19 protein-coding genes are annotated in these 20,411 nt (G+C 34.4%); 6 read left to right on the forward strand and 13 right to left on the reverse strand.

The window, feature by feature from the left end:
- Window positions 1-2 precede the first annotated feature (2 nt).
- From ABWU69_RS06870 to ABWU69_RS06890, 5 genes are all read right to left on the reverse strand, one after another.
- Window positions 3-4,754, reverse strand: coding sequence for an NAD-glutamate dehydrogenase (locus ABWU69_RS06870; RefSeq protein ID WP_353285115.1), 4,752 nt, complete (start codon window positions 4,752-4,754; stop codon window positions 3-5).
- Between the two features lie 27 nt (window positions 4,755-4,781).
- Window positions 4,782-7,343 (reverse strand): ATP-dependent chaperone ClpB, encoded by a 2,562-nt coding sequence (gene clpB, locus ABWU69_RS06875; protein WP_353285116.1) that lies wholly within the window; start codon window positions 7,341-7,343, stop codon window positions 4,782-4,784.
- 167 nt (window positions 7,344-7,510) lie between these two features.
- Window positions 7,511-8,296: a hypothetical protein gene (locus ABWU69_RS06880; RefSeq protein ID WP_265034950.1), complete on the reverse strand. Its 786-nt coding sequence runs from the start codon at window positions 8,294-8,296 to the stop codon at window positions 7,511-7,513.
- A 65-nt stretch (window positions 8,297-8,361) separates the two neighbouring features.
- Entirely contained in the window at window positions 8,362-8,751 is a 390-nt protein-coding gene (locus ABWU69_RS06885; RefSeq protein ID WP_265025905.1) for a phage tail protein, read from the reverse strand.
- The gene (locus tag ABWU69_RS06890) at window positions 8,726-9,136 is read right to left on the reverse strand and encodes a DUF3168 domain-containing protein (RefSeq protein WP_265034948.1); all 411 of its coding nucleotides are present in this window, start codon (window positions 9,134-9,136) and stop codon (window positions 8,726-8,728) included. The genes ABWU69_RS06885 and ABWU69_RS06890 overlap by 26 nt, the downstream gene beginning before the upstream one ends.
- Before the next feature lie 116 nt (window positions 9,137-9,252).
- Between ABWU69_RS06890 and ABWU69_RS06895 the strand changes: the two genes are divergently transcribed.
- Genes ABWU69_RS06895 through ABWU69_RS06905 form a run of 3 tightly spaced genes read left to right on the forward strand, consistent with a single transcriptional unit; the run spans window position 9,253 to window position 10,383 of the window.
- Entirely contained in the window at window positions 9,253-9,450 is a 198-nt protein-coding gene (locus ABWU69_RS06895; RefSeq protein ID WP_353285117.1) for a hypothetical protein, read from the forward strand.
- On the forward strand, window positions 9,435-10,028 hold the full coding sequence (locus ABWU69_RS06900) for a transposase (RefSeq protein ID WP_353285000.1): 594 nt from the start codon (window positions 9,435-9,437) through the stop codon (window positions 10,026-10,028). The genes ABWU69_RS06895 and ABWU69_RS06900 overlap by 16 nt, the downstream gene beginning before the upstream one ends.
- Entirely contained in the window at window positions 9,970-10,383 is a 414-nt protein-coding gene (locus ABWU69_RS06905; protein WP_353284975.1) for a transposase, read from the forward strand. Before ABWU69_RS06900 ends, ABWU69_RS06905 begins: the two co-directional genes overlap by 59 nt.
- Window positions 10,384-10,529: 146 nt before the next feature.
- On the opposite strand, the gene lgt is transcribed toward ABWU69_RS06905, so the two are convergent.
- The 3 genes from lgt to ABWU69_RS06920 form a co-directional block, all read right to left on the reverse strand.
- A complete protein-coding gene (gene lgt, locus ABWU69_RS06910; RefSeq protein WP_265026223.1) occupies window positions 10,530-11,321 on the reverse strand; it encodes a prolipoprotein diacylglyceryl transferase in 792 nt (263 codons plus the stop codon).
- Window positions 11,322-11,327: 6 nt separating this feature from the next.
- Window positions 11,328-11,777: an SsrA-binding protein SmpB gene (gene smpB, locus ABWU69_RS06915; RefSeq protein WP_265034682.1), complete on the reverse strand. Its 450-nt coding sequence runs from the start codon at window positions 11,775-11,777 to the stop codon at window positions 11,328-11,330.
- Window positions 11,778-11,897: 120 nt separating this feature from the next.
- On the reverse strand, window positions 11,898-13,841 hold the full coding sequence (locus ABWU69_RS06920) for an ankyrin repeat domain-containing protein (protein WP_353285118.1): 1,944 nt from the start codon (window positions 13,839-13,841) through the stop codon (window positions 11,898-11,900).
- Window positions 13,842-13,909: 68 nt separating this feature from the next.
- Between ABWU69_RS06920 and ABWU69_RS06925 the strand changes: the two genes are divergently transcribed.
- Window positions 13,910-14,440, forward strand: coding sequence for a Na+/H+ antiporter subunit E (locus tag ABWU69_RS06925; RefSeq protein WP_353285119.1), 531 nt, complete (start codon window positions 13,910-13,912; stop codon window positions 14,438-14,440).
- On the opposite strand, the gene ABWU69_RS06930 is transcribed toward ABWU69_RS06925, so the two are convergent.
- Window positions 14,433-14,849, reverse strand: a complete 417-nt coding sequence (locus ABWU69_RS06930) for a hypothetical protein (RefSeq protein WP_006279382.1) — start codon at window positions 14,847-14,849, stop codon at window positions 14,433-14,435. The two genes, ABWU69_RS06925 and ABWU69_RS06930, sit on opposite strands and share 8 nt — an antisense overlap.
- Window positions 14,850-15,154: 305 nt before the next feature.
- Between ABWU69_RS06930 and purN the strand changes: the two genes are divergently transcribed.
- Window positions 15,155-15,721 carry a phosphoribosylglycinamide formyltransferase gene (purN, locus tag ABWU69_RS06935; RefSeq protein WP_265026218.1) on the forward strand — a complete coding sequence of 189 codons (567 nt, stop codon included), beginning with the start codon at window positions 15,155-15,157 and terminating at the stop codon, window positions 15,719-15,721.
- On the opposite strand, the gene ABWU69_RS06940 is transcribed toward purN, so the two are convergent.
- From ABWU69_RS06940 to ribF, 4 genes are all read right to left on the reverse strand, one after another.
- Entirely contained in the window at window positions 15,715-17,034 is a 1,320-nt protein-coding gene (locus tag ABWU69_RS06940; protein ID WP_353285120.1) for a M16 family metallopeptidase, read from the reverse strand. The two genes, purN and ABWU69_RS06940, sit on opposite strands and share 7 nt — an antisense overlap.
- Entirely contained in the window at window positions 17,021-18,361 is a 1,341-nt protein-coding gene (locus ABWU69_RS06945) for a M16 family metallopeptidase (protein ID WP_353285121.1), read from the reverse strand. The genes ABWU69_RS06940 and ABWU69_RS06945 overlap by 14 nt, the downstream gene beginning before the upstream one ends.
- Window positions 18,362-18,475: 114 nt before the next feature.
- A complete protein-coding gene (gene lspA, locus ABWU69_RS06950) occupies window positions 18,476-18,952 on the reverse strand; it encodes a signal peptidase II (protein WP_265034677.1) in 477 nt (158 codons plus the stop codon).
- Window positions 18,949-19,881 carry a riboflavin biosynthesis protein RibF gene (gene ribF / locus ABWU69_RS06955; protein ID WP_353285122.1) on the reverse strand — a complete coding sequence of 311 codons (933 nt, stop codon included), beginning with the start codon at window positions 19,879-19,881 and terminating at the stop codon, window positions 18,949-18,951. Before ribF ends, lspA begins: the two co-directional genes overlap by 4 nt.
- Before the next feature lie 68 nt (window positions 19,882-19,949).
- Between ribF and grxC the strand changes: the two genes are divergently transcribed.
- Window positions 19,950-20,300, forward strand: a complete 351-nt coding sequence (gene grxC / locus ABWU69_RS06960) for a glutaredoxin 3 (protein ID WP_265026213.1) — start codon at window positions 19,950-19,952, stop codon at window positions 20,298-20,300.
- The last annotated feature ends 111 nt before the right edge of the window (window positions 20,301-20,411 follow it).

Raw genomic sequence — 20,411 nt, forward strand, 5'->3', positions numbered from 1 at the left:
CCCTATGAAGCAAGTACTTTAATTCTCCTGATTATAAATATTAATTTGCTTAAATCAAGTTTAGAAGCAACCATCTCATCTAAAAAACTATTATAACGTTCTATGTAGTCCTTATCATTACAAGCCCAGGTTTGAACCTTATCTTCGGGGTTATCAGTAGCTTTTATGACTTTAACAGCTAGCTTGTGATGGTAATTGCTTAAATCGTCCAATAAATCATTAACTAAGCTGCGATCCCAATAAGAGGAGCGGCTTTTCATCTTGATGACAATTGTTCTAATCAGATCGAATCTTAACAGCGACTTTAACTCAAAGTATATTTTACCAGCATCAAGAATGGACAAAGATGTCTGTTCAGCAACAGATATAATGTCCAGTGCATAAGCAAGAACGCATAGATCAGCAACTTTTTTTGCTAGATCTTTATTTATATTAAGTTCTACTAAAGAAGTTGATCCATGGCTATAGACCTTTAATAGGTGTTCATCTAAAACATCAGTTAAGTTCTGGCCTAAAGTTTCAATTGCATCTTTAAATTTTGTAACATCATCCAATTCTACAAAGCTAAGCTTGCCAAGATTTTTCACTAACCAAAATGATACCCTACCAATAAATTTCTGCACGTTCCTCACTATTTGTAAGTATGAGTTAACATCAATTTTTCCATCCAATTCATCAATTTTCTGCCACATACTATTTAAATCATATAGGTGGTTAACAACAATATATATGTTAACCGCTTCTTGTATCTTAATTCCAGTGTTCTCAGCCAAATTATTGATGAATATACAGCCCATTCTATTCACTACATCATTTGCAATACAAGTAGAGATAATTTCTCTACGAAGTTGGTGTTTTAATATGAAATCCTTAAATTTTGTTACCATCTTTTTAGGAAAATAACCTAGCAAGTAGTCATTAGATATAAGATCTTTTTCAGGCAGATCGGAATGTATAATTTCATTTTTTATTGCCGTTCTAGCATAAGACATTAGAACAGAGAGCTGAGGAGAACTGAAACCTTCTGCACCAGTTAACATCCTTGCTATCTCTTCTTCAGTTGGAAGAAATTCTACGCTTCGGTTTAACAGCCCAGATTTTTCTAAACTGAGCAGTAACCTGTGGTGCTGCTCCAATCTCTCTTTAGCTTGCAAACACTCAAGAAGTAATGCTTTTGTTTCAATTTTGTTGTGGTTCTCAAGCACTTTGGATGCAACTTCATCCACCATACTTGCCAGTATTTCATTCCTTTTTTCTAAAGAAATACCCCCTGCTTTCATAGCTGAAACAAATGCAATCTTGATGTTGACTTCAAGGTCCGAACATATCACTCCGGCTGAATTATCAACAAAATCTGCATTGATATATCCACCTCTTTCAGCATATTCTATTCTTCCAAGCTGTGTGCATCCCAAATTTCCGCCTTCTATAAACATAGAAGCTCTAATATCTTTACCATTTATTCTTAACTCATCGTTTGCTTTGTCACCGACCATGCTATGATTTTCACTCTTTGCCTTAACAAACGTGCCGATTCCTCCATTCCATATGAAGTCCACTTTTGCTTTCAACAGATATCTAATCAAATCACTTGGAGGTAGCATATCTTCTGTTATATCAAAGCATTTTTTTATTTCTTGAGAAATGTTTACTTGCTTGCTGCTACGCTCAAATACTCCTCCACCCTTAGAAATCAAATCTTTGTTATAATCCATCCAAGTTGAAAATGGTAACTCAAAGAGGCGTTTACGCTCTGTGAAACTCTTTTCTGCATCAGGGTTTGGGTCAACAAAAATATGCATATGGTTAAATGCGCCGATTAAATGTATATTTTTTGAAAGCAGCATACCATTTCCAAATAAGTCGCCAGCCATATCCCCAATTCCAATAACAGTTGCATCTTGGTAAATATCCTTATTCATTTTCCAAAAATGCCTCTGCGCTGCAATCCATGCACCTCTGGCTGTAATACCCATTTTTTTGTGATCATAACCTGCTGATCCACCAGATGCAAATGCATCGCCAAGCCAAAAATTGTATTCAGAGGCTATTTGGTTTGCATAGTCAGAAAAAGAAGCAGTGCCTTTATCTGCTGCAACTACCAAGTATGGATCATCCTCATCATACCTAATCACATTCTCTGGTGGAATTATTTTGCCATTAACTACATTATCAGTAATGTCAAGCATTCCCCTGATAAAACTCTTATAGCATTCAACACCTTTCTCTCTTAAAGTATCTTTGTCTTTATAAACTTGCTTAATTACAAACCCACCCTTTGCGCCAACAGGTACAATAACCGCATTTTTTGTCATCTGAGCTTTCATGAGCCCCAAAACTTCAGTGCGAAAATCTTCCGTCCTATCCGACCACCTTAAGCCACCACGGGCTAATTTCCCTCCTCTTAGATGTATTCCCTCAAAAAGGTTTGAATAAATATATAATTCACGATACGGACGAGGATCAGGCAAACCATTTATTTTACTTGAGTCAAATTTTGTAGATAAATATGGTTTATCGTCTTGATAATAACTGGTCCTTAAAATAGCCATTATCAAGTTAAATATCGAGCGCAAAATGTAATCATGTGAAACATTGCTGATCTCTTTTAGAAGTTCCTCAATTTTTTCTATGAAAATGTCTGTGGTTTCTGCTCTATCAATGTCTATGTTAGGATCAAATCTTGCATGAAATAGTTGTATCAAATACTTTACTATTTTTGGATACTCTGAGACTACCTTTTGAATATATTCTGGATTGTAGTTAAATGACGTCTGCTTTAGGTAAGCACTTAACGCTCTAACCAGAAGCACTTCTTTCCACTCCAGCCCAGCAATAATGACCAAACTGTTGAAATAATCATTTTTAATTTCCTTTCTAAACACTTTCGCAAGTGTTATTTCAAATTGCTCTTTTAGAGTAATGTTGTCTATTAATTCATCGACTCTTGACAACACAAAATGGTGTATCCATATTCCGCCGTTGATTTTTATGTAATAACCATTATGAGATAGGATCTTCGCTCCCAAATTCTTAGTAATTCTTAATATCTTCGATAATTCAAGACCTCCATTGCTCGAAGTGTAAACCTTTAATTGATAATTAAGATTGTCACGAGTAAGTCTTAAATCGACCTCGCTAACTCCTTTTTTCCTCACTATCTCCAATTTTTTCATATCGTAATATGCGTCATGAGGTTCGAAACTCTCTTGATAGCTTATTGGAAATGCCTTGCAATAACGGATGAATATATCCTCAACAGTGCTAAAAGTATTATATAAATTGTCTATAAAACGATCTTCCCATTTTTCCGTAATGTTCCTTAATTTGTTTTCGATACGCAAAACTTCATCATCAGGAACACTAGCGTTTTTAGCCTTTAGCACCACGTGCAATTTCATTAAGTCATATTCGTTTATAATGTGGTGGTTATAAATATCTGAACTTTCTGCATTTATCTCATCCTTCAATATATTGCTTATCTTGAGCATTAGCCTGGAGCTAGCATAACGCATCGGTATCAGCACTATACAACTAGTAAACACTCCCTTACTTCTTAAGCATAACTTGACTCTTGGTCTTATTGCAAGGGACATAATAGAAGTACAAATTTGAAATAATTCTTCCTCATTAGACTGGAACAATTCATCACATGAGAATGCTTGTAAAATATAAATTAGAGCTTTGTTATTGTGGCCCCCGGTTACAAACCCTGCATTTTTTTCTATAACTTTAACTTTATCTCTTATTATTGGAATAGTTCGAATATCTTGGACCTCCGCTATAGAAGTAAATAATCCAAAAAAACGCCGTTCCTTTACCACATTACCCTGGTCATCAAATTCTTTTACTCCTATACAATTCATGTATGTACGCCGATGGACTATTGAGATTAGATCTGATCTCAATATGTATAGGGAATCAAGGTTTGCAGAAGGAATCAACGTACTTTGACCTACTCTCATCAGGCCAAGGTCCTTTTTGCTATCACAGACGAGTTTTTCATCTTTACCAGCAATATATTCTTGATAACCTAGAAATACGAAGTTATTATTCTTTAACCAAACTAGAAAATCTTTTTGCTCTTGATTTCGGTCTGGTGTCATTCCAGTGCGTGACACTGGAATCCACGTGTCCTTTTCCTGGATCCCAGTATCAAGTACTGGGATGACAGAAAGACTTGCCTCATCAAGTTTCTTGAGCATTAAGTGCCAATCTTTCACAACGCAATTAACCGCTTTCAGCGTTTTCTGTAGAGATTCTTTTAATGTATCAACAAAGCTGTCACTTATACCTTTGATAATTACATATATGACTGACTCTTTGACTCCATTGCTTTCTTCCAAAGAGTAAATCTCGTCTATTAGGCCATCTTTTCTTTTAATGTTAATTATGCTGTTGCTGTAATAGCATATGGTTAAATCGTGCGACTTAATAGTTGCAATAACGGAGTCAACCAAAAATGGCATATCATCGTTTGTTATCTTAATCGTGGTAAAATCGCCTTCTATTCCTGGTATATCATCTATATTGCTTACTACTAACTTACTTTCATCTTTCTCTTTTTGAGAAACAAAATTGTAAGCATCGTTTACAATATATAGCAAAAACTTATCATTGGCTTTTAGGTCGCTTTTATAAACAAAACTATAAAAATACTTAATAAATTTTTTAATTTTTTCTTTATCTGGCTGATTTTCTTGATCAGCTAACTTAAATAAAGACTCAGTGTCAACATTATGATCTATACACATTTTTTTTAACAAAAATACACAGTGAACTTAAACCTTTTTAACTAAGATTTCATTATCAAGAGCGTACACTATTAGCTCATCATTTTCTACTACTTCCCCTGATAAAACTAATTTAGCTAAATTATTTTGAATACACTCTTGTATAACCCTTTTTAGGGGCCTTGCTCCATATTCAGGGTCATAGCCAGTTTGTGCTATTAGTTCTTTAGCTTCCTGTGACAAACTTATACTTAGTTTACGCTTAGCAAGTGTTTTTTGTAAATAAGAAAATTGAACATCTATAATTTTATAGATGTCATCTCTGGTTAAACTGTGAAATATAATAATTTCATCCAGTCTGTTTAAAAATTCTGGACGAAATGTTGATTTAATTATTTGCATTACCTCATCTTTTACAGACTCAGCAATCCCCTTTAGCATTATCTCAGCGCCAAGGTTAGAAGTTAAAATCAGTATGGTGTTGCGAAAATCAATTAATTTGCCATGACTATCAGTGAGTCTCCCCTCATCCAAGATTTGCAACAATAGATTAAATATATCTGGATTTGCCTTCTCTATTTCATCAAACAGAATAACCTGATATGGCCTTCTTCTTACCGCTTCAGTTAATCTGCCACCTTGTTCATAGCCAACATACCCTGGAGGCGCGCCAATTAGCTTTGAAACAGAATGTTTTTCCATATATTCTGACATATCAAAACGCAGAAGCGCTGATTGATCGTCAAACAGAAATTCAGCTAAGGCTTTCGCAAGTTCGGTTTTACCAACTCCAGTTGGACCTAAAAATAAAAATGAACCAAAAGGCCTGTTGGTATCTTGCACCCCAGAGCGGGAGCGCCTAACTGCATTACTTATCGCTTCTATTGCATCTTTCTGCCCTATTACTCTTCTTCCTATTTCATTCTCCATGTTAAGGAGTTTTTCCTTTTCACTGTGCATCATATTATCAACTGGAATTCCCGTCCACTTTGAAACAATGTTTGCAATGTCATCTCCAGTCACTTCTTTCTTTAAGAAACTATCAGTAACCTTTTCCTGATTTTTTAATTCATTCTCAAACTGAGGAATCACACCATACATCAATTCCCCTGCCCTTCCTAAATTTCCACTCCGCTGAGTTAATTCCAACTCTTTTCTAGCGTTATCTAATTTTTCGGCTGTTTCTTGTATTCTAGCTATTTTATTCTTTTCCATCTGCCATTTGCTGTTCAAGTCAGCAAATTTACTGTTTAGGTTTTCAATCTCTTCATTTATCTTTCTTAAACGCTGTTTAGAATTTTCATCACTTTCTTTTTTTAAAGCCTCTGCTTCAATCTTTAGCTGTATAACCTTTCTCTCAAGTTCATCAATAACTTCAGGCTTGCTATCCATTTCAATTCTCACCCTGCTTGCTGCTTCATCAATCAAATCAATCGCTTTATCAGGTAAAAACCTGTCTGTTATATATCTATTGGACAACGTTGCAGCAGCAATTATTGCACCGTCTGTAATTCTTATACCATGATGCACCTCATATCTTTCCTTCAAACCCCTGAGTATTGAAATGGTATCAGTTTCAGTTGGTTGAGAGATAAACACAGGCTGAAAACGCCTTGCAAGTGCAGGATCTTTTTCTATATGCTGACGATATTCATCTAAAGTTGTGGCTCCTATACAGCGAATTTCTCCACGCGCAAGAGCAGGCTTTAGCAAATTTGAAGCATCCATTGCACCACTTGTTGCTCCTGCTCCAACTAAAGTATGAAGCTCATCTATAAACAAGATAACTTTTCCCTCCGCTTTCGAAAGCTCATTAATAACTGCTTTTAACCTTTCTTCAAATTCTCCTCTAAATTTTGTTCCAGCAATTAATGCGCCAAGATCGAGGGCTAAAACTTTTGCATCACGCAAACCAAGTGGCACGTCATTTGCAACGATTCTATTTGCAAGCCCCTCAACTATTGCAGTTTTTCCAACGCCAGGTTCACCGATCAGCACTGGATTATTTTTTGTCCGCCTCAGTGACACCTGCATAGTTCTTCTGATCTCTTCATCACGACCAATTACAGGATCAAGCTTTCCTTGCATAGCAAGCTCTGTAACATCTTTTGTATATTTCTTTGCCGCGTTTAATTTTTCCTCACTGTTTGGCGAGTCCGCACTGCTGCCTTTTCTCATTTCTGCAATAACTGAGTTCAGTTTTTGTGGAGTAACACCATTCTCCGCCAGAATTTTGCCTACAGTATCATCTTTTTGTGCAGTGAGGCCCTGCAGTAAACGCTCAACGGCAACAAACGAATCTTTATTCCTCCGAGCAATACCAATTGAATCTTCAAAAACTTTTGCTATTTCTCTTGAAAGTTGAAGGCTCCCACTTCCTGGACCTTCAATTACTGGCAACTTTTTTATTGCGCTATCCACAGCATCGGAAATACTTTGCACATTTCCACCACAAGCGTTTATCAAATCCTGAACTAAACCTAATTCATCCTCAAGCATTACTTTTAGTAAATGCTCAGGCATAAAAATCTGATGCCCAGCTCCCAACGCTTTCATCTGAGCACTTTGAATTAGACTTTTTGCTTTTTCGGTAAATTTATTTAAGTCCATAACACCAGTTAAATTCGTATTTGCTGATGTATATAACAACTGATTTCATAAATTTAAACCTAAAGTTGTTTATTGTTAGGTATGAAATTTAAAACTTTTTTTTAAAAGAAACTATTATAGTAATTATAGCCCTACCCTTTACTTCATTAGACCATCTTATGGATAGTCTATACAGATCGACCTTTTTGTGAATCTGCGTTTCTGCTTTCTTCAACTTGTTTTGCAAAAGATGTTTCCTGTTTCTGAAGTGGTTTAGCAATTTCGCGCACAACGGCAGTAACTGCTGTTAAAAATGTTTTTAACAATGCACCTAAAACTCCACCAACTGCTTCCCTGCCATGTATATGAGCTTGCTTTTCATTACCGTCAGCAGTTTCCCCTGCCCTCCTTCTTGGATCCATCCTATGAGCAATCACCGAAAACAACACTCCCCTGATTGAAGACTTCACTTTTTCCTTTGCTTCGTGGACATCCCCATCTTTTGCTGTTTCATGTCCATGACTTAAGTGTTTAGCGTTCATTAGCTCCTTTTGTTGCTGGGCAAACATGCCACTTAATACTTCTTCTATCACTTGCTTTCTTCTCTTCTCTCTAACTCTTTTCATAGATTCTGATTTATCGCGAGTGTGTTTGGTAGTTTCAAATTCTGCATCAATATCTTCAGACGCAGCCTGACTATATAAAGTCTCTATGAGCCTGTCTATGCTTCGCTTTATTTGCATAGTCCTTTCGTAACTATCCGAATTATCGATTCCTTCGTCGATCTGATTTAGAATATCCTCAAAAACTTTTAAATAGTCTTGAATATATTGTATTATATATTGTTTATCTTCCTCTTTGTGTTGTTCTTCTTGATTTAACTGATTTTCATTTTCTAAACTTCTCTCTCTTTTATCATCGTTATTTTCTTCAATATTATCACCGTCTTCCTCGAAAAGGTTTTCGTCGTTCATGATTTTTTTTAATTTAGTTAAAATTCTCACCAGTTATTATTGTATATGAAAAAATTAAATTAACATTAATGAAAAGCGTTTACAACTTCAGCACTAGTTAAAACTACAGTAAAGCTGTCAAAAGTAACAGGATCATAATACCTCTCATACAATTCAACTGAACACCTAAGCCTTATCTTTTCCTTAGCATTAAAACTAATTTCATAATCATTATTAGAGTTTAGCATAGCAGAATTACGTAATAATTCATCAGCTAATACAGAGTCTAAAATTCCATTAATTTTTATCGTAATGTGTCTGCTTCCAGCACAATCGAGCACTTTCCTCCAGCCAAAAGAAGAAATATCTTTCACCTCTTCTCTGTTATTACGCAAAGTAAACCTTAGGTTTCTTATATTATTTAACACAATAAAATTATTGTCATGACCTTTAATTTTTAGCTGTAATTTGCTCATTATCACCTCCTTTTATTAAAATATCAAAATTAATTGTTGAATGTAAAATTTCATCGTGCTGATCCATAGCACAATTACTTTCTAAAATGACCTCACTACTAAAACCTTCAATGCTCTTAAGTATCAAGTTAATATGCCTTATAATGGCAAACATACTGTCTATATGATAAGTATATATGTCGCATGAAAATCTTGCCTTTGTAGCAAAATTGGACAGCATATGCAGGTTATTATAATTCACTACACGCAATCTCAGGTAAGGAATGGTGACCTGTTTAGGTAAGTAGTCATAAATGTTAGTAACATATTTCCTTAAATCAGAGTTTGCTTTTAGTGCTTCATAAATGCTACTGTACAACTCGTTTATAGCTTGAATTTTTTCCATGATTAATCCTCAGATTTACTCAGACGCGGCTGTACGGACATTGCAATTTGCAGGCAATTTGCGTAGCAGATTCCAGTCTGGAATCCAGCTTTTTCATCCAAGACGGTGTCATTCCAGTGCTTGACACTGGAATCCAGCCTTCCCGCAATCTCATCAAAAACGTTGTAACCATTTTCTATGCTAGTTTGCTTGTTAGCGACCTGGATCCCAGTGGGCTTTGTTGCATAGCAACCGAAAAAATCTGGTGGCTACTGACAAAATTCATTATAAATAACCATTTAACTGTTGAAGAAAAAATATGCCACAGAAAATGAAAGTCAGTAACCAAAACGAATATAACAAATTCCTTGAAAAAAGGGGAAATATTTTTCGTTACATCGATGAAGCTATCGAAAATTGGTATGAAAATAGTCCAAAAATGCAGGGCGGCAACTATATTTACAGTGATAAAGTCGTAATTTTGGTGCATATAATTGTCAATCTTTTTAGAATTGGTTTAAGACAAACGGTGGGGTTTATAAAAGGATATCTGCAACAAATAGGAAAAAATTTGGCAGTTATCAGCTATTCACAAGCATCAAGAAGGTTTAAAAAACTTAATATTAAGATAAATGATTGCAGGGTTGATAAAAGCAACATGGAAAATATTGAAATTATCATAGATAGCACAAGTATCAGCATTTACAGTAACACTCCTGGCCACAGTAAGGAAAACAGTGCAGATAGAAAGTACCGAAGCTACGAGCAAGTAAGAAAGTTACATGTTATGTTAAGTGTGAATAGTAAAAAAGCTATAGCTGCAAGATACAGTAATGGCGTCTACTCTGACCACTATGGAGCTTGCGATTTGCTTGAAGAAGTTAATTTTCAGCACAAAATTATATGCAGATAGGGCATACGATAGGCACAAACTTTATAAATTGTGTAAGAAATACGATATAAAGACAAAAGTTCTACCAAAAAAGGATGCAGCAGAACATTCAAAAATAGATTATATGTCTGACAGAAATGCTGCTATTAGGTTAATAAAATTATATGGACAAGATGGTGTAAAAGAGTGGAAAAAGGAAGCAATTTATGGAAAGAGATCTTACATAGAAGGATTTTTCTCAAGGTTGAAGCAAGTATTTGGATTTAGCTTTAGGAATAAATCTGAAGTAAATCGTGAAAAAGAATTACTAATTAAGTGCTATTTGCTCAACAAATTCACTGATATTGGTATGGCTAAATTTGAAATCATTACATAAATTTGTCGTAAACCATCACTGCTTAAGGTGCTATGCAACAAAGCCCACCGGATCTCACATTTATTCTACTACAACGCAGAAAATTCGTACAATTGTGCATGATGTAGGGTTTCTGGCTACATTTTTCTATTAAACTCACCTTTCCTCTATGTAACAGATTTCGTATTAAATTTTAAATTTAATGCGCCTAGATATACAAGCATTCCCAGCAAAACCATAGGTATAGAAAGCAACTGCCCCATAGTTAAATCAAGCCACAAATAGCCAATTTGATAGTCTGGTTCGCGAAAAAACTCAACGAAAAAACGTGCTATTCCATACCACATAACTGCAATACCAGTTAACGCACCGTGATACAGTCTTATTCTAGTCAAGAAAAACAGTGAATTTACAACTGCGAAAAGTAGCGGTCCTTCAAAAAATGCCTCATAAAGCTGGCTTGGATGACGCAGCAAATTATCACCACTCTCTGGAAATACCATACCCCATGGCATAGTTGTAACTCTGCCAAATAACTCTCCGTTTATAAAATTGCCTATGCGACCTAAAAATAAACCTATGGGAACTCCGCAAGAAATTAGGTCCAGTGCATAAAATGTAGGGATATTATGTCTTTTACACGAAATTATTACTGCAAGCAAAACTCCTATAGCACCACCATGAAATGACATCCCTCCTTCCCAGGTTTTCAATATCTCGATAGGGTTGCTTATATAAAGAACTGGATCATATATCAATACGTAGCCAAGTCTGCCTCCAAGGATAATACCTACAATAGTGGCTATTAATAACGAATCGTAAAAATTCTTAGTAAATATTTTTTGGTCGTCTAGCTTATGTAAATACCAATATGCAAACACTATACCCAAAACGTAGGCTAAGGAATACCAATATATAGAAACAGGACCGATGCTGAAAATTACTGGATTTAAAGACATATTTTGCTACAAATTATTCTTAGACAATCTACTTTTTTCACGATCCCACTCTCTCTGTTTTATGGTTGCTCTCTTATCGTAGAGTTTTTTTCCTTTTACAATGGCAATTTTAGTTTTTGCAAATCCTTTATCATTAAAATAGATCGAAAGCGGCACAACAGTTATCCCAGCAGTCTTGATTTGACCAATTAGTTTGTTTATCTCCTTTTTATGCAAGAGTAATTTACGTTCCCTTTTTGGCTTATGATTTTTTTTGTTCGCAGCTTTATATTCTGCAATGTGCATATTATGCAGCCATATTTCACTATTTCTTTCGATAACGTAAGCGTCGGAAATATTTACTTTTCTTTCTCTTAGCGATTTAACTTCACTGCTTAATAAGACCATACCCGCTTCAAATTCTTCTAAGATGAAATATTCAAACCTTGCTTTCCTATTTTCTGCAATAACTTCCATATCTAAAGATATCTTTAAGCTTCAATATATTACAGAATTTTTGACTTAATTCATAACAAAACAATTATTCCAATAAATATAAGGTGCCAGGCTAGTCTGATAGCAACAGGATAACAAAAATCAAGTAAGTGCTTTTTTTGCCTTTCCAGGTACAAGTTCCTGCTTTACTCCTTTCATTTCAGTTTTAGGCTTTGACATTATATATTGACCAGCACCAACTATGAGCGCAGATCCTGCAACTAGCCCAATTATTGCTAGCACAGATAGGGCGGTAGTAAGTGCAAGTGTAGCACCAACTATCACCGCAGTTACAAAACACACAATAACACCTTTTACAATTGCATTTTTTCCAACCTGTTTTTCTTCCTTTTTCTCTGGGAGCTGTATTGCATCTTTATTTTCAGTAAGATCCTTTGGCGTTTTTTTATTCTCATTTTTTAACGTTTGTTTTTTTTCCGCTTCCTCTACAAGCTGAATTATACCTTGATCTTTAGTAAGGTCTCTTGGCGTTTTTTCATCAACATCTTTTAATGAAGAGTCTGCTCCAGCTTCTAGCAGAGCTTCCACCACTTTTATCTTGCCATTTTTAGCAGCAAGATGTAAAGGAGTACGTCTATCACCATTGTTTGCATTAACCTCTGCTCTTTTTGCGATTAGAATGTTTACTACATCTTCGTGGCCCTTTTCAGCAGCATGATGTAAAGGAGTACATCTATCATTATCTTCTGCATTAACCTTTGCTCCTTTTGCAATTAGAGTTTCTACTACATCTTCGTGGCCCTTTTCAGCAGCAACATGCAAAGAAGTATATCCATCATTACTTTTTGCATTAACCTCTGCTCCTTCTGCGATTAGAATGCTTACTACATTTGTATGGCCATAGTAAGCAGCAAAATGCAAAGGAGTACGTTCATAATTATCTTCTGCATTAACCTTTGCTCCTTTTGCAATTAGAGTTTCTACTACATCTTTGCAGTCCTTTTTGGCAGCAAAATGTAAAGGAGTACACCCACCACTACCTTGTACATCAACATTTGCTTCTTCTGCGATTAGAATTTTTACTACATCTTCGTGGCCCTTTTCAGCAGCAAAATGCAAAGGAGTACACCCACCACTACCTTGTACATCAACATTTGCTTCTTCTGCGATTAGAATTTTTACTACACCTTCGTAGCCATTTGTAGCAGCAATATGTAAAGGAGCCCATCCATCACTATTTTTTTCATCAACGTTGATTCTTTCTGCTTTTAATAGAGCTTGTACTATCTTTTCGTGGCCCTTTTCAGCAGCAATATGTAAAGGGGCCCATCCTTTATCATCTTCTGCATTAACATTTGCTTTGTTTGCAATTAGAGTTTTTACTACATCTTCGTGGCCATTTTTAGCAGCAAAATGCAAAGGAGTATACTCACTACTACCTTGTACATCAACATTTGCTTCTTCTGCGATTAGAATTTTTACTACACCTTCGTAGCCATTTGTAGCAGCAATATGTAAAGGAGCCCATCCATTACTATTTTTTGCATCAACGTTGATTCCTTTTGCTTTTGATAGAGCTTGTACTATCTTTTCGTAGCCATGTGTAGCAGCAATATGTAAAGGAGTACATCCTTTATCATCTTCTGCATTAACCTTTGCTCCTTCTGCGATTAGAATGTCTACTATATCTTTGTGGCCATAGTGAACAGCAATATGTAAAGAAGTAATTTTATTATCATATTCTGTATTAACATCTGCCCCGTTTTCAATCAGAGCTTTTGCTACCTTTGCACAGTTCCCATAAGAAGCAAGATGCAACAATGTGACTTCCCCATAATTTTGATCACGAGATATAGTGAATTTGTGATCTATGTTAGGTCTACTATCGTTGTCAGGGTTACTCTTTTCCCACTCTTGACATAAACCTGAATCTTTTTTTTGTAACTCAGCTTTTATTTTTTTAACTATATTGTCCTTGCTCAAATCTAAAAGGCTATCTATTTCTTTTAATATTCCCATAAATTCGTCATATTTCATAACTTCCTCACTTAAAATGCATAACTTAGTTGTTATATCTTTTAACATAGAAGTCAAGAACCTAAATATTCGTTATTATCTTTCCTTAAAGAGTCATTTAAGTTATATTACAGACTATGAAAAACCTCAACTTTAGGAAGGAAATCAAATTTTTTTCTCTGTCGTTTATAACTTTATTTGTTCTATGGATTATACTGTCTGGTTATTTTGAGCCGTTCTTTATTTTTTGTGGAGTGTTTTCCTCTATATTCACATTGTTTATCTTTAGACGGTTGATAAACGCTGAAAGCGCTCTGAGTCAGATTTTAAATGGTACGAGTAGACTGTCGTTTTATAAGCTCGTGAGTTATATACCATGGTTAATTTACCAAATCATTTTATCAAGTGTTTATGTAACAAAAAAGGTGCTACAACTCAAATCTAAGCTTGAACCGATCATTATCCTAAGAAAATGCAAAGGGCATAATGATGAAAGCATTGCATTATTTGCTAGTTCAGTTACAATCACTCCCGGAACTTTAACTATCAATGTTGAAAGCAAGCAAAAAACGTATTTGTCTACCATGTGTTTGATAGATAAAGATCTTGAAAGTGGCATTTCTGAAATAGAAAGTAGAATCTTAAAAATACTACGTTCAGTTAAGTAATTGCTTTAAATAAGTTAACAGCATCCTTATATTCCCTTACAAGACTTTCAAGCATTTCTTTTGGGAGGCTATTATTAACAATAGAACATAAATAATTATATAAATCTTCTAACCTTAATATGTTATTTCTCTTCTTGCTGTTAAATTTATACGGAAAAATACCTTCCATAACTTCAATAGTAGTAGCCTTGTTTAAAAATACATTTTCACTTGTCACGCTTATTCTTGCTAAAACAGTGTTAATTTCAGGTTCGTCACTCGTATAAAAATCTGATAGCTGAGTTATTCTAATAACGTACAAAGTTACTATTTTTGACAAGCAATTATCAGCATATTCACAATTTTTTATTACCTCCCACTGAGTAACCTGAGATTTACCTATTTTTGCATTGTTCGGTAATTTACTCATTGAACTTTCTCCATTTAATCCAGTGTAATAAATTATACTAATACTTTGTTAAATAAATAATAACGCGATTACAAAAATATATACTTATAGTGGTATATTATACAAAAATAGCACAATATCTAAGCATTAAAGCTAGTTTTAGCTGGGTACATGGGGCTATTCGTTATTTTTGTGTTGTCCAGTGAGGTCCAAAATTAGAGGTCCACTTATATAAAGAGTTTAGTCTGCCTTCTTTGCTATAAAATAAGTTTTCCTTTTGAGCTGTTTTGTTAGTATTAACTAAATTTTAAATTAACTGTGCTACAATGAAAAAGATAAAACTCGGAATACTAATTTCAGGCAGGGGATCAAATATGCAGGCCTTGATAGAAGCATGTCAAGATCAGAATTTTCCCGCAGAAGTTGCATGTGTTATCACAAATAATAGCGAAGCTGCTGGTCTGAAAACAGCAGAGCAAGCAGGAATCCCAGCGTTTGTTGTTAATAATAAACCACTTGATGCTGATAAAATTCACAAAATACTTGTTCAACATAAGGTTGATTTAATTTGCCTTGCAGGGTTTATGAGAATTCTCAAAGCTGATTTTCTGAGTAAATGGCATAACAAGGTTATAAATATTCATCCCTCTTTACTTCCGTCTTTTAAAGGTCTAAACGCTCAAGAGCAAGCTCTAAAAGCAGGTGTAAAAATTACAGGTTGTACTGTACATTATGTCACTCCTGAAGTTGATGCTGGAGCCATAATTGCTCAAGCTGCTGTGCCAGTGTTACCAGCTGATGATATTCAAAGCCTTTCAGAACGCATTCTAGCTGAGGAGCATAAGTGTTATGTAGAAGCAGTAAGATCAATAGCAGAAAGTATTCATTATTGACTTTGAGTGTTTTTTCCAACTTCAACAAAAAATAAATTTTCGGGTTCCAGTAAAGAACTTGCCAGTTCGTTTACTTCCTCTAATTTAACATCATTAATGATATTCGCATAATTATTTATAAGGTTAACATCACGATCATTTATCTGCATATTATCGAGCAGCATTGCTGTATTTGTGTTATTGGACAGGAGAAGGACAAGATTATTTACCAAGCCAATTTTTGCATCCTTGAACAATTGTTCGTCAATTCCTTCTTTTCGAACCTTGCTCAGCGTATCTTTTATTGCTGATATTGATTGACTGGCAGTAGAACTATCAGTATTAATACTTCCAGCTATAACGTTCCCATGTTTATTGGTAAGAATACGTGCATTAACACCATAAGTAATACCTAAGTTCTGCCTCAGTTCTTTCATTAATATTGAATTCAATCCCATGCCACCAAGTGCATTAATCAAGACACTAGCGTTATAATAATTAGGATCTTCATAAGCTATACCTTTTTGAGCAAAAAGTATCACACTCTGTGGTATATCCATAAAAATATTTTTACTTTCTGCAGAACCAAAATTATTTTTTACAGGTATTTTTCTAACTTTCGATCTTTTTGATGGTAATTTAGATAAATATTTATCTAATAATGTAATAGTTTCTTCTTTTTTTATGCAACCAACAACACTGATAACTATGTTATCTTTAGCAAAATTGCGCTTTATGTATGTTAAAACATCGTCTCTAGTAATATTTGTTATAGTATCAAGAGTTCCATATTCACTTTTTGAGTAAGGGTGCTTTTTAAATAACAACGTTCCCAATTCTTTTTTAGCAACAAAAAAAGGATTTTTTTCAAGATTATTAAAATCAACTTTGGCTTTCTCGAAAACTCTATTCAACCCTTCAGAGTCAACTTTAGGACGCGTTATAGCGTCGCTAAGTAGTGAAACACCTTCTTCTAAATTCTCAGACAGAGTGTTCAACGAAACTCCAAACATTTCTAAACCAGCACTAAAACGTAGACTAATCCCTTTATCTTCAAGCTTTTTCACAAAACCTTTGGCATCATTTTTTCCTGCCCCTTCTTGAATTACAAGAGAAGTAAACCAAGTAAGTCCCTGTTTTTCTGCATTTTCATGTGCATAACCTGCATCTTTAAACGATATATTAAGTGAAACTTTTGGTAAATCGTGGCTTTCAACGAATAGAAACTTAAACCCTTTACGGGTAGTAACCTCTTCTATATTTAAGTTACCACTTGCTTGTAAATTAAAGCTTAGGCAGAAAAAAAATAGAAGTACAAATTTACTTATTCTCATTATCATCTCCTTTTGGTAATAAACGGCCAATTAACTTATTAGCAGAAAAGATAGTACGAATTTTGTTATTTACATCCTCTAAATTAACATCATTGATTTTGCTATATGAAATATCTATTTCATCAAGTGGAATACCAAGTGCGAGGCGTGGCACATAAAACATTGCTATATGAGTTAAGTCAGATAGATTATCAAATTGTGCTACTTTGTATCTATATTTCGAGCTTTGCAACTCCTCATCCGTTATTCCTTTAGACATGAAGTTATTAATAGCATTATCTAACTCTCTTTCAACAATATCTAAATTAACTCCGCTTTTTGGAATTATTTCAATATCAATGTAGCCATCACTAAAAGTTAAACTATTGTAATAAGCAGATACTGATACTGCCACATCTTTATCTAAAACCAAATCTTTATACAGTTTGCTGGATTTGCCGCCACCTAAAATGTCAATCGCTAAATGAGCAGCAGAGGCTTCATTTATGTGCTCAAATAAGGGAACACGATAACGAAAATATAAAACTGGTTCTTTTACTTCAGTGCTCTCTAAAATCACCGATAAACCTGCATTATGCACTGGATCTTGATTTGGGTAATGCCTAATTACTGCCTTAGACTTAATGTCACCATATTTTTCTTCTGCTAGCTTCACTACTTCATCAAATTCCACATCACCAACAATCAGTAATATTGCATTGCCGGGGTGATAATAGTTATCATGAAACCTCGTTATGTCATCTTGATTGTAAGTTTTGATATCGCTCTCCCAGCCGATAACAGATCTACCATAGCCAGTACGGTAAAATGCACTATTCATTTCTTCCCATAACAAGTTGTTAGGATGATTATCAAATATCATTTTTCTTTCTTCCAGTACAATGTTTTTTTCTCTATCTATTTTGTCTTGAGTAACATTAAAGCTGCCCATTCTATCTGCTTCAACTTCCATTGTAAGTGGTAAATCTTTTTTTGGGACCAACTCAAAATAACAAGTATATTCTTTAGTGGTAAATGCGTTAAATTGAGCCCCAATGCTACTCATAGTGGCTTCTATATCTGTGAACTTCCCTGTAGTTTCAAACATTAAATGTTCAAAGTAGTGAGCCAATCCTGCTTTGCCGATTGGATCATCCATTCCCCCAACTTTATATATCACTGCATGTAAAACCGCTGGAATCCGATGATTAGGAACAACATAGACATCTAGTCCGTTACTGAGTTTAGCATGTTTTATGTCGTGCTCTATGCTTAAAGCCTTCAAAGAAATTGGATAAGTAAAAAAAAGTGCAGGTAGTATAAGAAAACTAAAAAGCTTATGAAGCATTATTTCGACCTAATATAAAAACAATTATTTTATTCCTCATTGTTGTTTGAAAATAAACATATCATATGTATACCACTTATATAGCGATGTCAACATTATGTAAACATAATTATTTTATTCCTCATTTTGTTTAGAAATAAGCATATCGTATATATACCACTTATATAGCAATGTAAACATTCCACAAACTATAGATAAATCTGCTAAATTAAAGGCTGGCCAATACCAATCATCAATATGAAAATATATGAAATCATATACAGCTCCCCAGTAGATCCTGTCAACTACGTTTCCGATTGCTCCACCAATCATCAGAGAAAAACCAAGGTAAGTTGACTGATCATCAGACTTGTATATCAAGTATGCAAGTATACCAATTATTAGTATTGAAACTGCTGAAAAAAAGAAACCGCCATGTGGTAAAGCGCTACACATTCCAAAACTAATACCTGAATTCCAAACTTCAACTAGCTTTATAAAGCTAGTGATCTCAATTGATTCTCCTTCATCAATCAATGAGTTTATGTACGATTTGCTCGTTTGGTCAATCAATACTATAATTAATATAACAATTAAGCATAACTTTTTCATAAATTTGCCTTTAACCTACAAACTTTAAGTATATCATAATTTATCTGTTTTGTTAACTCCTCAATACTATGGAATTTTTTTTCTGACCTTATGAATTTTAAAAGTTGTATGTTGACTTTATGATTATATACGTCTTCATCAAAATCGAATATGTGCATTTCTATTATGGGCTTTTTCAGATCCTTAAATGTAGGTCTCATACCAATATTGACTACTCCATATAACCAATTTGGGTTATTATCAGAAAACATCACTTTAGCGTAATATGTACCAAATTTTGGTTTTATCATGCAATCTTCTATAGGAATATTTATGGTTGGAAATCCTATTTCTCTACCTCTACATGCACCTTTTGTCACAACACCAGAAACTTGATAAGGTCTGCCGAGCAATTTATTAGCAATTTCTGTTTCGCCCCTCTGTACATACTCCCTTATTGAAGAAGAAGAGCAAATTTTGCCGTCAATTATTAATGGCTCTAATTTAGTCAAAGAGTATCCATATGTTTCAGAATATTTCTCTAGAGTTAATATATCACCCAATCGTTTATGACCAAAAGTGCAATTTTCTCCGACAATTATGTGTTTAGCGCCATATTTATCTATTAAAATCTTACTGATAAAGTCATCGCAGCTAACCTCAGAAAAACCTCTATTAAAATTAATAATATACAAGTAATCTATACCATAGCTGCTGATCAGTTCCTTTTTTTGTTCTTGGTCTATTAACCTAAAATTGTTTCTACCAAATAAAACAGTTGATGGGTGAGGCTCAAAAGTTAAAACTGCGGAGGGTAATCCTCTTTCTTGTGCTACCTTCTTTAGAGTGGAAATTGCAAATTCATGTCCTAAATGAATGCCATCGAAATTTCCGAAGGTCAGTGCTATATTATTTTCTATCCCTTGCTCACAATTATAAATAATTTTCATACAATTTGATGTTTTTACATGTTTCTTATATATAATAACTATATTTTAGTAAGCTACGGAGATAAATTGTGAAAAATACTAAAGGAAAAGTTATAATATATGTAAAGCAGCACTGCCCATTCTGCAAAAAAGCAAAAGAGTTGCTGGATAAAAAAGGTGTGAAATATGAAGAAATCGATGTGCTCAAAAACTCAGATCTATTTAACGACATAAAATCAAAGTATAACGTTAGAACAGTTCCACAGATTTTTATCAACGATAAGCACATTGGGGGGTGTGACAAATTGATGGATCTTGAAAAAGAAGGAAAGTTGGATGATATGCTAAATAATAATGACAATCACATTGATGTCACAACCTACACAAGTAGCAATGACGAATATGAAGAAGGCGTTGTACTACGCGATGATTTTATATAATTTTTATCTCGCTTTCATTGTCATGTAATGCACGAGTGAAAAGCTAGTATGCTCACTTTAAACAATTCTTAATGAATTAAAAATACAATTCATTTAGTGAGTTTTTTTAGT

It is taken from the genome of Wolbachia endosymbiont (group A) of Beris morrisii, assembly GCF_964028185.1.
Classification (GTDB): Bacteria; Pseudomonadota; Alphaproteobacteria; order Rickettsiales; family Anaplasmataceae; genus Wolbachia.